9 protein-coding genes are annotated in these 13953 nt (G+C 72.6%); 4 read left to right on the top strand and 5 right to left on the bottom strand.

The features are described 5' to 3' along the window. Nucleotides 1–22: 22 nt before the first annotated feature. Nucleotides 23–1693 carry a CTP synthase gene (locus CG747_RS41420; RefSeq protein ID WP_100607065.1) on the bottom strand — a complete coding sequence of 557 codons (1671 nt, stop codon included), beginning with the start codon at nucleotides 1691–1693 and terminating at the stop codon, nucleotides 23–25. A gap of 453 nt (nucleotides 1694–2146) precedes the next feature. Here CG747_RS41420 and CG747_RS41415 point away from each other — a divergent pair, with 453 nt between their 5' ends. After that, nucleotides 2147–3949, top strand: a complete 1803-nt coding sequence (locus CG747_RS41415; protein ID WP_100607064.1) for a glycoside hydrolase family 15 protein — start codon at nucleotides 2147–2149, stop codon at nucleotides 3947–3949. 100 nt (nucleotides 3950–4049) lie between these two features. Here the strand turns inward: CG747_RS41415 and CG747_RS41410 are convergent, their stop codons facing one another. Further along, nucleotides 4050–5216: a beta-1,3-glucanase family protein gene (locus CG747_RS41410; RefSeq protein ID WP_100607063.1), complete on the bottom strand. Its 1167-nt coding sequence runs from the start codon at nucleotides 5214–5216 to the stop codon at nucleotides 4050–4052. Nucleotides 5217–5426: 210 nt separating this feature from the next. On the opposite strand from CG747_RS41410, the gene CG747_RS41405 reads away from it, so the two are divergent. Then, nucleotides 5427–7055: a PucR family transcriptional regulator ligand-binding domain-containing protein gene (locus CG747_RS41405; RefSeq protein ID WP_100607062.1), complete on the top strand. Its 1629-nt coding sequence runs from the start codon at nucleotides 5427–5429 to the stop codon at nucleotides 7053–7055. A 20-nt stretch (nucleotides 7056–7075) separates the two neighbouring features. Here CG747_RS41405 and CG747_RS41400 read toward each other — a convergent pair whose 3' ends face one another. Further along, nucleotides 7076–7792, bottom strand: a complete 717-nt coding sequence (locus tag CG747_RS41400) for a response regulator (protein ID WP_374701885.1) — start codon at nucleotides 7790–7792, stop codon at nucleotides 7076–7078. 23 nt (nucleotides 7793–7815) lie between these two features. After that, complete coding sequence (locus CG747_RS41395; RefSeq protein WP_100607061.1) at nucleotides 7816–9006, bottom strand: sensor histidine kinase; 1191 nt, start codon at nucleotides 9004–9006, stop codon at nucleotides 7816–7818. A gap of 220 nt (nucleotides 9007–9226) precedes the next feature. Here CG747_RS41395 and CG747_RS41390 point away from each other — a divergent pair, with 220 nt between their 5' ends. After that, complete coding sequence (locus CG747_RS41390; protein WP_100607060.1) at nucleotides 9227–10009, top strand: ABC transporter ATP-binding protein; 783 nt, start codon at nucleotides 9227–9229, stop codon at nucleotides 10007–10009. Between the two features lie 5 nt (nucleotides 10010–10014). Beyond that, nucleotides 10015–12576 (top strand): ABC transporter permease, encoded by a 2562-nt coding sequence (locus CG747_RS41385; RefSeq protein ID WP_308303841.1) that lies wholly within the window; start codon nucleotides 10015–10017, stop codon nucleotides 12574–12576. Between the two features lie 25 nt (nucleotides 12577–12601). Here the strand turns inward: CG747_RS41385 and CG747_RS41380 are convergent, their stop codons facing one another. Next, nucleotides 12602–13783, bottom strand: a complete 1182-nt coding sequence (locus CG747_RS41380) for a glycosyltransferase family 4 protein (protein ID WP_100607058.1) — start codon at nucleotides 13781–13783, stop codon at nucleotides 12602–12604. Between the last annotated feature and the right edge of the window lie 170 nt (nucleotides 13784–13953).

The raw sequence follows: 13953 nt of genomic DNA, 5'->3' as shown, positions 1-13953 counted from the left end.
ACCGTAACCGGCGGGGCGCCGCTTACTTCTTGGCGCCCGACTTCCGTGCCGCTTCCTGGCGTTCGACGGCAGCCTTCACCAGACCGGCGAAGAGCGGGTGCGGACGGGTCGGGCGGGACCGCAGCTCCGGGTGCGCCTGGGTGGCGACCAGGTAGGGGTGGACCTCGCGCGGGTACTCGACGTACTCGACCAGCTTGTTGTCCGGGGAGGTGCCGGAGAACTGCAGGCCGGCCTTCTTCTCCAGGTCACCGCGGTAGGCGTTGTTGACCTCGTAGCGGTGGCGGTGGCGCTCCTCGACGTAGGGCTCGCCGCCGTAGACCTCGCGGACGATGGAGCCCTCGGCGAGCTTGGCCGGGTACATGCCCAGGCGCATGGTGCCGCCCATGTCGCCCTCGCCGGCGACGATGTCCATCTGCTCGGCCATCGTGGAGATCACCGGGTGGGTGGCGGCCGGGTCGAACTCGGTGGAGTTGGCGCCCTCGATACCGGCGAGGTTGCGGGCCGCCTCGATCACCACGCACTGCAGGCCCAGGCAGAGGCCGAGCAGCGGGAGCTTGTTCTCCCGGGCGTAGGTGATCGCGCCGACCTTGCCGTCCACACCGCGGTCGCCGAAGCCGCCGGGGACGCAGATCGCGTCGCAGTCGGCGAGCTGCGCACGGGCGCCGGCCGGGGTCTTGCAGTCGTCGGAGGTGACCCACTTGATCTTGACGCGGGCCTTGTTGGCGAAGCCGCCGGCGCGCAGCGCCTCGGTGACCGAGAGGTAGGCGTCGGGCAGGTCGATGTACTTGCCGACCAGCGCGACCTTGACCTCGTGCGCGGGGTTGTGGACCCGGTCGAGGAGGTCCGCCCACTGGGTCCAGTCCACGTCCCGGAACGGCAGGTCCAGCTTGCGGACGACGTAGGCGTCCAGGCCCTCGGCGTGCACGACCTTGGGGATGTCGTAGATCGACGGGGCGTCCGGGCAGGCGATGACCGCGGCCTCGTCGACGTCGCACATCAGCGAGATCTTGCGCTTGATGGCGGTGGGCACCTCGCGGTCGGCGCGCAGCACGATCGCGTCGGGCTGGATGCCGATGTTGCGCAGCGCGGCCACCGAGTGCTGGGTCGGCTTGGTCTTCAGCTCACCGGACGGGCCGATGTACGGGAGCAGCGAGATGTGCACGACGAAGACGTTGTCCCGGCCGACCTCGTGGCGGACCTGGCGGACGGTCTCCAGGAACGGCAGCGACTCGATGTCGCCGACCGTGCCGCCGACCTCGGTGATGACCACGTCGACGTCGTCGGTGGCCAGCCGCCGGATGCGGTGCTTGATCTCGTTGGTGATGTGCGGGATGACCTGCACGGTGTCGCCGAGGTACTCGCCGCGCCGCTCCTTGGCGATCACGGTGTTGTAGACCTGGCCGGTGGTGACGTTCGCCGAGCCGTCGAGGTCGACGTCGAGGAAGCGCTCGTAGTGGCCGATGTCCAGGTCGGTCTCGGCACCGTCGTTGGTGACGAAGACCTCACCGTGCTGGAACGGGTTCATCGTGCCGGGGTCGACGTTGAGGTACGGGTCGAGCTTCTGCATCGTGACCCGCAGCCCGCGCGCCTTGAGGAGCGCACCCAGGCTGGAGGCGGTGAGCCCCTTGCCGAGCGAGGAGGCGACGCCCCCGGTGACGAAGAGGTGCTTGGTCGTCGAAGATTTGGGCGGCATGGCCAAGAGGGGGCTCCCGTGGTCGCGAGGTGGAGAGGTGCGACGGGACTTCGGTCCTGAGATTCAGGGGTGCCGTCGCTGCGGTTCGGGGGTGCCGCATTTCTGCTGGGTCCCACCGGTCCACGGGGTACCAGGCTATCAGCGACCGGGCATGGTCGCGTCCGGCCACGCACCGGAAGGGGTCCTCGGACAGGCCACCCAATCGGACCACCCCCACTCGACGTGAGCATCGCGCGGAGCACCCCCCTGCGTCGTATTCTGCTCGGACACTCGCTAAGAGCCGTCCGGGAAGGCACCGCCCTCCCCCAGCTACCGGTGGGTGGGGGCGCCCCCGGCGCGAGCCGGGGAAGTGCCCGCAGCCCGATTTCCGGTCCCGCTGCTCGGCGACGTTTCATTGGCAGGACGGACAGCACACAACGTCCCCTGGGGGGCGTGACTCCAGTTCGACGGGAGATGCACGTGGCCGGGCGCATCGAGGACTACGCACTTATCGGCGATATGCAGACCGCCGCTCTCGTGTGCCGGGACGGCACGGTCGACTGGCTGTGCCTGCCCCGGTTCGACTCTCCCGCGGTCTTCGCGGGACTGCTGGGCACCGAGGAGCACGGCTTCTGGCAGCTGGGGCCGGCCGGTGCGGAGGGCCCGCGGGCCGCGGACCGGCGGCGCTACCGCGGGGATTCACTCGTCCTGGAGTCCGAGTGGGACACTCCGCGAGGTACCGTCCGGGTGATCGACTTCATGCCGCCGCGGGACGGCGCGCCCCAGGTCATCCGGATCGTGGAGGGCGTCAGCGGCCGGGTGCCGATGCGGTCGGAGCTGCGGATGCGGTTCGCGTACGGCTGGGTGGTGCCCTGGGTGCACAAGGTGGACGGCCGGACCGTCGCGGTCGCCGGGCCCGACTCGGTGTGGCTGGACACCTCGGCCGAGACCTACGGCAAGGACCTGACGACGTACTCCGACTTCACGGTGTCGCCGGGCGAGCGGATCGCGTTCACGATCAGCTGGCAGCCCTCGCACCACGAGCCGCCGGCGCTGGCGGACCCGCAGGGGTCGCTGGAGGCGACCGAGGAGTTCTGGCGCGAGTGGGTCGAGCACTGCACGTACCACGGGCCCTACCGGGACGCGGTGGTGCGCTCGCTGATCACGCTCAAGGCGCTGACGTACGCGCCGACCGGCGGGATCGTGGCGGCGCCGACGACGTCGCTGCCGGAGTGCATCGGCGGGATCCGCAACTGGGACTACCGCTTCACCTGGCTGAGGGACGCGGCGATCACCCTGTCGTCGCTGCTGCGCACCGGCTACCGCGAGGAGGCCCGGGCGTGGCGCGAGTGGCTGCTGCGGGCGGTGGCCGGCGACCCGGAGAACCTCCAGATCATGTACGGCATCGCCGGTGAGCGGGAGCTGGGCGAGACCGAGCTCAAGTGGCTGCCCGGGTACGAGGAGTCGCGCCCGGTGCGGGTCGGCAACGGCGCCGCCGGCCAGCTCCAGCTGGACGTCTACGGCGAGGTCACCGAGGCGCTGCACCTGGCGCACATGACCGGGCTGGCCCGCAACGACTACGCCTCGCTGCTCCAGATCAAGCTGATCGAGTGGGTGGAGAAGCACTGGGACGAGCCGGACGAGGGCATCTGGGAGGTGCGCGGGCCGCGTCGGCACTTCGTGCACTCCAAGGTCATGACCTGGGTCGCGGTGGACCGCACGGTGAAGCTGATCGAGTCCGGTGACGTGGACGGCCCGCTGGAGCGGTGGAAGGACCTGCGGGAGACCATCCACCGGGACGTCTGCGAGAAGGGTTACGACAAGGAGCGGAACACCTTCACCCAGTCCTACGGCTCGCTGGAGCTGGACGCGTCGCTGCTGCTGATCCCGCAGGTCGGGTTCCTGCCGCCGGACGACAAGCGGGTCATCGGCACCATCGAGGCGATCCAGCGGGAGCTGTCCACCGAGGACGGGTTCGTGCTGCGCTACCCGACGTCCGGCGAGGGGCTCGGGGTGGACGGCCTCGAAGGCGACGAGGGGGCGTTCCTGGCCTGTTCGTTCTGGCTGGCCGACGACCTGGCGATGATCGGCCGGGTGGAGGAGGCCCGCAAACTCTTCGAGAAGCTGCTCTCGCTCCGCAACGACCTGGGGCTGCTCGCCGAGGAGTGGGACTCCCGGCTCCAACGGCAGGTGGGGAACTTCCCGCAGGCGTTCAGCCACGTCCCGCTGATCGACACGGCGCTGCGGCTGACCGCCAGTGGGGCCTACGGCGGTTGACGCCCCCTTCGGGGCGTCAACCGCCCGGCGGTCTTCGCTTCGGTCGGATTCCGGCTTTCCGTCGGATTCCAGATTTCCGTCGGATTCCGGCTTCCTCCGGTCAGAACGGCGTCAGGGTGAGGGTGAGCTCCTTGGGGGCGTGGTCCTCGATGTAGGAGGCGAAGCCGGCGACGTCGTCGAAGGCGAATCCGTACGCCTTGCCGTCGGTGGTCGCGGTGTGCATGGCGCGGGCGTAGTGGTTGGTCAGCGGCTGCTGGTAGAAGGCGGCCGGGTCGGTGACCGGCTGGGCGGCGTGGGTCGCCAGGGTGGAGCGGTTGAGGGCGGCGCCGAGGACGGCGGCCAGCGGGCCGCGGGTGCCGTCGTTGGGGGCGGCCAGGGTGCCGTCGCAGAAGAGGACGTCGCGGGTGCCGGGCCGGGTGAAGGAGACTCCCCCGGCTGCCGCGCCGGGGCCGGTGAAGGTGAGCTGGTCGCCGCTGACCCGGCCGGTGAAGGCGCCGGCGTTGGTCGTGACGGTCAGGTCTTTGCCGGCGTACGCGGACCAGGCGGCGTCGACGGCCGGGGCGAAGTAGTCGGCGGCGAACAGGCCGCTGTCCAGGCCGTGGCCGGGGGCGATCACCCGCCGGTCGCCGAGAACCAGGCGGTCGAAGCCCGCGGCGGCCTTGACGTCGGCGAAGATCCGGGCCCGGGCGCCGTCCTTGAGGGTGCCGGTGGTCTGGTCGCCGGAGCCGGTGAGCCGTAGGGCGAGCGGGACGCTGAACATGTCGACCATGGTGGTGTTGCAGAACATCCCGCCGGAGTTGTAGGTGAACTCGGCGCAGTCGTGCAGCACGTCGTAGTTGGGGTCGGAGGCGACCCAGCCCGCGGGGTAGGCCAGCGCGGGCCTGCCGTTGCCGTCGGCGACCGCCTTGATCTTGAGCTTGGCGCCCAGGCTGGTGTAGATCCGGCCGGACATCGGGGGCAGCTGGACGGTGGTGGTGCCGGTGGCGGCGAGCGGTATCGCGTAGTCGGTGAAGCCGTCCGGGCCGTTGTCGGCGAGGGAGACGGGGGCGAGCCGGCCGTCCGGGGTGACCCGGACCTGCTGGGTGCCGTCGTTGCCGAGGATGTAGATCCAGACCGAGCCGTTGGCGTAGGCGCCGGAGTTGTTGACGAGGTGCAGCGGGAGGGCGGCCGCCGCGCGGGGGGCGGGGGTGCCGGCGGCCCGGCCGGCGAGGGCGGCGGTGGCGGCGCCGGCGGCGAGTCCGCCGAGCAGGGTGCGTCGGGTGATCATGAGGCGGCTCCTTGTGGGGGGTGGGGTGAGCGCTCTCGTTGGTATGGTCCAAGCACCCTGCCCAGGCCCCCTGGCCAACGTCAAGTGTGCGTCCAGGGAAAGGAGTTGTGCGGCGGGTCGGATGGTGTGCGTGAGCCGCCCCGGGCGACCGGCGGAGGCCATCCGGATCACGTTCCTCCGGATAGCTGTGCGCGCGGTAGCGTTCGCGGCATGGGGCCGCACGGGAAGATCGAAGCCGACATCACGGTACGCAGGGCGTTGGAGCTGCCGGCGCTGCGGCGCGGCCTGCCGGAGGTGCTGGCCGGCGAGGACCGGATGGGCCGGCCGGTGCGCTGGGTGCACGCCGGCGAGGTCCCGCACATCGCCTCGCTGCTCAAGGGCGGCGAGCTGCTGCTGACCACCGGGCTCGGGGTGGGTACCCGGCCGTCCGAGCAGCGCGCCTTCATCCGCAAGCTCGCGGACCGGGACGTCGCCGCGCTGGTCGTCGAGCTGGGCTCGCGGTTCGACGCCCTGCCCGCCGCGCTGATCGACGCCGCGCGGGACTGCGGGCTGCCGCTGATCCAGCTGCACCGCGAAGTCCCGTACGTCACGGTCACCGAGGAGATCCACACCGAGATCATCAACAGCCACTACAGCCTGCTGCGGCGCGCCGACGAACTGCTGCGGCGCTGCACCGGCGTGCTGCTGCGGGGCGGCGGCGCCCCGGAGGTGCTGCGGCTGCTCGCCGTCTTCACCGGCAATCCGCTGTGCCTGGAGGCCCCCGACGGCAGCCCGCTGTACGCGGCCGGGCCGGAGGGCGAGGACGGCGCGGCGGACGCCGATCCGCTGCTGGCCTGGGAGGGGCTGCGGGACTCCGGCGTACGCATCGAGGTGCCCGGCGGCGGGCCCGGGCCGGACGCGGTGCGTGCCCGGCTGGTGCTGCTCCCGGTGAACGGGCCGACGACGCCGGTGCACCGGATCGCCGCCGAGCGCGCCGCCGATCTGCTGGCCGTGGTCATGCTCCAGTCCCGTCAGGAGGAGGTGCTGGCCGCCCGCGGTCGCGGGGACTTCCTGGCCGAGTTGGCGGAGGGCCGGATCTCCGCGTCCGAGGCGCCGGCGCAGGCCCGGCTGCTGGGCTTCCGGCCGGGCACCGACCCGGTGCTGCCGGTGGTGATGCGGCTGCCGGCCGCGCTGCCCTCCCCCGGCAGTTGGGCGCTGCTCGCCCAGGCGCTGCGCGAGGAACTGGCCGCCCCCGGGGTGCCCGTGCTGCTCGGCGTGCGGCCCGTGGAGTGCCGGGTGCCGCTGCTGGTGGCGCTACGCGCGGGCCAGGACCGGGCGGCGCTGGCCGACCGGGTCGCCGAGGCACTGCGCGCCGGGGTCGTCCGGGCGGGCCTGGACCGGCCGTCGGCGCACCGTCCGGTGGTGGTGGTCGGCACGGCGGGCGACTGGGCGGCGGCCGGCCCGGGGCTGCGGCACGCGGCGGAGGCGGCGGCCGCGGCCCAGGGACTGCCGGCGGCACCCTGGTACGACGCCCGGCGCCTGGACATCGAGCTGCTGCTGTGGCGGATGCGGGAGCACGGCGAGGAGGGGGTGCTCAGCGAATTCGTCGAGCGCGCCATCGGCCCGCTGCTGGCCCACGACCGGGGCGCCCGCCAGCCGCTGCTGCCGACCCTGGAGGCGTATCTGGCCAGCGCCGGCCGCAAGGCCGAGACCGCCCGCGACCTGAACGTCAACCGGCAGACGCTCTACGACCGGCTGGCGCGGATCGCCCAGCTGCTGGGGACGGACCTGGACGACCCGCAGACGGTGCTGGGACTGCGGCTGGCGCTGCGGGCGCGGCGGCACACCGACCGGGCCTAGGCGGGGTGCGACCCGGACCGTCAGTCCTGGTCGCCGGTGCAGATTCCGTTCTCCCAGGCCCAGGCAGCGATCTCGACGCGGTTGCGGGTTGCGAGCTTGCGTTGGATGTTGCCGAGATGGGTTTTGACCGTGGACAGGGTGACGTAGAGCTCGGTGGACAGTTCCTCGTTGGTGCGGCCGCGTGCGACGAGGCGTACGACGTCGAGTTCACGCTGGGTCAGGGGCTCGATCAGCCCGTTGGGCCCGGCTCCTGCCGTACGGCCCGGGTGAGGCTGACGGGCGGCCGGGCGCCGGCGGTGAGGTGGGGCCATGTGCGCGAGGAGGCGGACGGTCACCGAGGGGGAGATGAGCGAGTGCCCCGTGGACGCGGCTCTCACCGCTTCGGTGAGCAGGCCGGGGGCTCCGTCCTTGAGGAGGAAGCCGCAGGCGCCGTTGCGCAGGGCGCTGTAGACGTATTCGTCCAGGTCGAAGGTGGTGGCGATGAGGATGTTCAAGGGGTCCGGGACGTCGGGCCCCGCGAGGAGGCGGGTGGCTTCCAGGCCGTCCAGCTCGGGCATGCGGATGTCCAGGAGGCAGACGTCGGGCCTTAGCCGCCGGGCCTGTTCGACCGCCGCGGCCCCGTCCGCGGCCTCGGCGACGACCTGCATGTCCGGCTGGGAATCGAGGATCATGCGGAACGCGGCGCGGACCATCGCCTGATCGTCGGCGAGGAGTACCCGGATCGTCATGCCGGACATGATCGCAGGTGGTGCGCCGTACATCAGCCGGACGAGGTGGACGCGGTGCCCAGGGGGAGAACGGCCAGGACGTGCCAGCCGCGGCCACTCCGCGGGCCGGCGGTGAGCTGCCCGCCGATCGCCTCGACCCGCTCGGCCAGACCGACCAGGCCGTAGCCGCTCCCGTCCGCCTTCCCGCGGGCGGCCGGGGTGCCGCCCCGGCCGTCGTCGGTCACCGACACCTCCAGCCGGTCCCGGGAGCCGGGCTGCACGGTGACCCGCACCTCGACCCGGTCGGCTCCGGTGGCGTGCTTGCGGGCGTTGGTCAGTGACTCCTGCACCACGCGGTGGACCGTGGTGGTGGTCTCGGGCGGGAGACGGCGTTCGGTGAGCCGCGGGTCCAGGGTCAGGGCGGCGGGCGGACCCAGGACGGAGAACTCCTGTGTGAGGTCCCGCAGCACGCTCAGGTCGCCCGCGGGACGGGTGGCGGCCGGTACGGAGGTGTCCCGCAGGCCGGAGACCATGGAGCGCATCGACCCCATCGCCTGGGACCCGGCACGTTCGATCTCGGCGAGCATCCGGTCCAGGTCCTCCGGGGACTGGACGTGGCCGACCGAGGCCGTGAAGCGCGCAGCCTTGGTCTGGGCGACGATCGCCGTGACGTGGTGCGCCACGAAGTCGTGCAACTCCCGTGCGTGCTCCAGGCGTTGGGCGTGCTGGATGGCTTCACGCTCCCGGGCGCGCAGGGTGTCGTACAACCGCAGGCACACCCCGAGCACCACCATGAACGGCATCGCGACCACAACGACCACGGCGACCAGGAACTGCTGGTCGACGAGCAGCCGCAGCGACAGCAGGACGGCGGCGAGCGCCGGTCCCGCCGCGTAGGCGACCGCCTTTACCGGCGGGTAGCGCCGCACGGCGCGGGTGATCAGCAGCAGCAGTGCGCACAACTCCACCATGCCCGGGGTGTTTTCGGGACGGTGGCGCAACTGCGCCTCCACCACGGACAGGGAGCACGAGACGGCCGTGGCAAGCACGATCTGCCGTGCGAGCAGGCGTTCCGGCGTGACCAGGGCGGCCAGGCACAGCACCCCGGAGACCGCCGTGGCCGCGGCCATCGGCAGGTATGGCGCGTTCAGCCCCTCCAACACCACGAGGACGACCAGAGCGGCACCGACGAGGCACAGGAAGGCGCGCTGGGTGCGGGACCGGGCCCGGAAGGCGGAGAGCATGCAGGTCACGCTACGACAGCGCCGCACACGCCACCTCGGTCATTCGGTCGAGGCAGGGGAGGCGCCGCCTCGGTATTCCGGTGGATCCGCCGCACCCGCGCCACACCGAAGGATCGACCCCGGGGACGCCCCGGCAACCGCGGGCCGCGCCCTCGCCGCATTCGGCCGATGCCGTTCGGCCGGTCCGCCATTCCACGAACAGCTGTGCAGGAGCGATGAGATGAACCAGAGGACGGATGCCCTCTCGTCCCCCGAAAGGTCCGACACGGTGATCGCCGCCGCAGACGGCCTGACCAAGATCTACGGCAGGGACGAGACCCGCGTCATGGCGCTGGCCGGGGTGTCGGCCCGCTTCCTGCGCGGCGAGTTCACCGCGATCATGGGGCCGTCCGGCTCCGGCAAGTCCACGTTCATGCACTGCCTGGCGGGACTCGACACCCCCACGTCCGGTACGGCGCGGATCGGCGACACCGACCTGGGCTCGCTGAACGACGCACAGCTGACCAAGGTACGGCGCGAGCGCATCGGCTTCGTCTTCCAGGCGTTCAACCTGCTGCCCACCCTCACCGCCTGGGAGAACATCACCCTGCCGTGCTATCTGGCCGGGCGCACCCCCGACCAGGCATGGCTGACGGACCTGGTCGACCTCCTGGGGCTGGCGGAGCGGCTCGACCACCGTCCGGCCCAGCTCTCCGGCGGCCAGCAGCAGCGGGTCGCCTGCGCCAGGGCCCTGGCCACCCGGCCGGCCATCGTCTTCGCCGATGAGCCCACCGGCAACCTCGACTCCCGGGCGGGGGCCGAAATCCTGTCCTTCCTGCGGTCCTCCGCACACGAGTTGGGCCAGACGGTCGTGATGGTCACCCACGACCCGGTCGCCGCGGCCTACGCCGACCGCGCCCTCTTCCTGGCCGACGGAAGCCTTGTCCATGAGATGCCGAATCCGACCGCGGCCGGGGTGCTGGAGCAGATGAAGACCTTCGACGTCTCGCAGCGGGTCGGCTGACCGCGATGACCCACCGAGCGATCCCCTCCCGAAGGCCGTCGATGTTCCGCGCCGCTGTCCGCACCCTCCGCTCCCACCGCCTCCGTTTCGCGATGCCCGCCCTCGCCGTGCTGCTGGGCGTGGCGTTCGTGACCGGCTCGCTGATCTACAGCGAGTCCGTCAGCACGGCCGTGGCCCGGGCACAGAACGACTCCCAACCCGATGTGTCGGTGAAGATCACGCCGGACCGCTCTGCCGGATCGCGGTCCGCGGACTCCTCCGGCGGCACCCCGCGACTCGACGACTCGCTCCTGCGGCGGCTGCGCACGCTGCCCGGCGCCGCCGCGGCCCGCGGCACGGTCGAGGGCCCCTCCTTCCTCGTCGGATCCGACGGCACCCTGATCGGCGACCTGTACCGGGCCGCGGGCGTCAACTACGTCCCCGACCGTACGGGCAAGGACCCGCGCTACCCGCTCACGGCAGGCCGCGGCCCCCGTACCACCGGGGAGATCGCCGTCGACCGGCAGGCCGCCGAACGGGCCGGGTACAAGGTGGGCGACCGGGTGCGCATCGTCGTCGACGGCACGGCCCAAAGCGCCCGGCTGGTCGGCACCTTCACCGCGCAGGACAGTCACACGGCGGCCGGCGGCACCCTCACCGCCTTCGACACCCGCACCGCGCAACGGCAGTTCGCCACCGCCCCGGGCAGTTATTCGGCGATCACGTTGACCGCGGCCGACGGCACATCGCAGACCCAACTCGCCGCACAGGCAAAGAAGTTGCTGCCTTCCGGATTCCGCGCCGCGACCCGCGCGGACCTGGACTCCGAGGCGGCCTCCACCGGCGGCGGCGAGAAGCTCACCACAATCCTGCTGGGCTTCGCCGGCGTCGCCCTGTTCGTCTCCACGTTCCTGGTCGCCAACACCTTCACCATGCTCAGTGCGGCCCGCGCCCGCGAGCACGCGCTGCTGCGGGCGGTCGGCGCCACCAGGAAGTACGTGATGCGCCTGGTCCTGACCGAAGCCGCCATCGTCGGAACGGCCGCCTCCGTCGCCGGCTACGCGCTGGGCATCGGGGTCGCGACGCTGTTGGACAGGCTGTTCGGCGTCACCGGAGGACCGAGTGCCGCTTTGCGGATCCTCTCCCCGACGCCGGTGCTCGCGGCGTTCGGGGTCGGCATCGGCGTCACCGTGCTGTCGGCGTACCTCCCGGCCCGTCGAGCCGCGGCCGTCGCGCCCGTGGCGGCGCTACGCACCAGCGAGCCCCCCACCGCCGCCTCGCTGCGCCGCCGCAACATCATCGGCCTGGCCGTCACCGCGTTCGGAGCCCTGCTGGTCGCTGCCGCCGTCAGCAGCCAGAACCTCCTCTTCGGCGCCGTACCCGTCCTCCTGATCGGACTGATCGTCCTCACCCCGCTGCTCGCTCTGGGCGTCACCGGGCTGCTGCGCTCCCCGTTGACCCGGCTGGCAGGCATCCGCGGCAAGCTCGCCGTGGAGAACGCGCGCCGCAACCCGCGCCGTACGGCGGCCACCGCGACCACCCTCATGGTCGGCCTCACGATGGTCACCGCCGTCACCGTGGTCATCACCTCGGTCAACCGCATGGACGAGCAGAAAGCCGACAGCTCCATGACCTCGGACCTGCGCGTCGCGGCCGTCGACTTCGCCGAGATCGGCGATGACACCGCCGCTCGTGTGGCACGGCTTGCGGACGCCGAGGCCGTCACGCCGATCATTCGCACCTACTTCGACCTGTCCGACACCGACTCCCTGCCGACGACTGCCGTCGACCCCGCCACGGTGCAACGCCTGACACCCGTCACCGTCCGGAAGGGCTCTTTCGACCGGCTCGACCACGGCATCGCGGTCACCGAGAAGACCGCCGCCGCCCACGGCTGGCGACTCGGCTCCCGGGTCACCGGGACCCTCAGCAGTGCGGGCACGAAGACCAGCCTGCCCATCGTCGCGATCTACGACGGCCCGGACGACCTGACCCCCGTCCTCATCTCCGACAAAGCCCTGCCGCGCACCTCCGGCGCCGAACACCGGCCACGCACCTCAGCCGTCCTGATCAAGGCCGCCCACGGCCGGACGGCCGCGCTCCGCAAGGAGATCCAGCGGACCCTGGACAACCCGGCGCTCCTTGTCCAGGACCGTGCCGACGCGCGGGCGGCCGCCACCGCGAGGACCGCCCCGTTCCTCAACATCATGTACGCGTTGCTCAGCGTCACCGTGCTGATCGGCGCCCTCGGGGTGGTCAACACCATGGGCATGGCCGTCTTCGAACGCGTCCGGGAGATCGGCGTACTGCGGGCGCTCGGCCTGGACCGCCGAAGCGTCGGCTCCGTCCTGCGCCTCGAGTCGGTGACCATCTGCCTCCTCGGCTCGGCACTCGGCCTCGTCGCCGGCAGCGCGATCGGTACGGCGGCCGTCTTCGGCCAAGAAGGCGTCCCCCTCGTCATCCCGTGGGACAGGACGCTCCTCTTCTTCCTCGCCACCACCGCGATCGGCGTCCTCGCCTCCCTCTGGCCAGGGCGCCAGGCCGCGAGAATCCCGATGCTCAAGGCCATCACCACGGACACCGAGTGACGGCCGAGCGCCCTGCGAAGTCCGGTCAGACCGGCAGGCCCGCCTGCGGCGGCTGGGTCAGTTCGTCGTAGACGCTGAGGACCTGGGCGACCGTGTCGTTCTCGCTGGGCCAGCCGGCGGCCTGGGCGCGGCCGGCCGCGGCGAGCGCGGCGCGGCGGGCCGGGTCGGCGAGCAGGTCGAGGACCGTGTGGGCCAGCGCGGCGGCGTCGCCGTAGCGGACCAGGGCGGCGGCCCGGCCGACCAGTTCGCGGGTGCCGCCGGTGTCGGTGGCCACCAGGGGGACGCCGGCGCGCAGTGCCTCCTGGGCGATCAGGGAGCGCGCCTCCCACCTGCTGGGCAGCACCACCAGGTCGGCGGCGGCGAGGAGTTCGGGCACGTCGTCGCGGCGGCCGAGCAGTTGGACGGGCAGCCGTTCGCCGTCGATCCGGCGCTGGAGCGCGGCCCGCTGCCCGCCCTCGCCCGCGATGGCGAGCAGCGGCTGGGGGTCGAGCCCGCACCAGGCGTGCGCGGCGTCCAGCAGCAGGTCATGGCCCTGGGACGGGTCGAGGCGGCCGACCGCGAGCAGCAACGGCCGGTCCATCGCGCCCAGTTCGGCGCGCTCCTTGTCGGGGCTGCGGTCGGCGTCGGCGGTGTGCCCGGGCCTGGCCCGCGGGACGGCGACCGGCGCGAGGCGGGCGTCCCGGGCGCCCCGCTCGCGCGCCCGGTCCACGAGGTCGGAGCAGACGCCCAGGACGACCGCCGCGGCCCGGGCCACCCGCCGCTCCATGAGGTGCACCATCCCGGCGCGGGCGCCCTCGGTGTGCGCCTTGGTGTGCCAGGTGATGACGAGGGGGACCGGCCCCCAGCCGCCGGCGGGGGAACCCCCGGCGCGCGGGCCGCACAGTCCGCGCAGCGCCATCGACGCGCGAAGACCCGCCCGCAGGCCGTGCGCGTGGACCAGGTCGGCGTCCCAGCAGGCGCCGCGCAGGACGGTCATGCCCGCCGGGTCCATCCGCGGCGCGACCGGTACGAACCGGGCGCCGGCCGCGGTGAAGCCGTACGCCTCCTCGGCCTCCGGTGGGGCGCACACGGTCACCCGGACCCCGCGGGCGACCAGTCCTTCGGTCAGCGAACGGACGTGCGCCGCGCTGCCGGCACCGCCTCGGCCGAGCACCTGGACCGTGCGCAGCGGCACCTGCCCGTGCGGCGGGGTCGGGGGGCTGGTCACGAGGTCGGGTCTCCTGGGTCGGGGGCGGTACGGACCGTACCGGCGGGGCGGTTTGGCACTGCGAGGTGCTGCGATGCGCCGGGGCGCGGAAACACGACCGGCCTGCCGGCAGGACGGGGCGGGCACGCCCCGGCACTGCGCACCGCGCCCAGGATGCCAGTCCGGCGACG

It is taken from the genome of Streptomyces sp. CB02959, assembly GCF_002803155.1.
Classification (GTDB): Bacteria; Actinomycetota; Actinomycetes; order Streptomycetales; family Streptomycetaceae; genus Streptomyces.
Note: the sequence above shows the minus strand (reverse complement) of the source record. Positions and strands in the feature narration are given on the sequence as shown.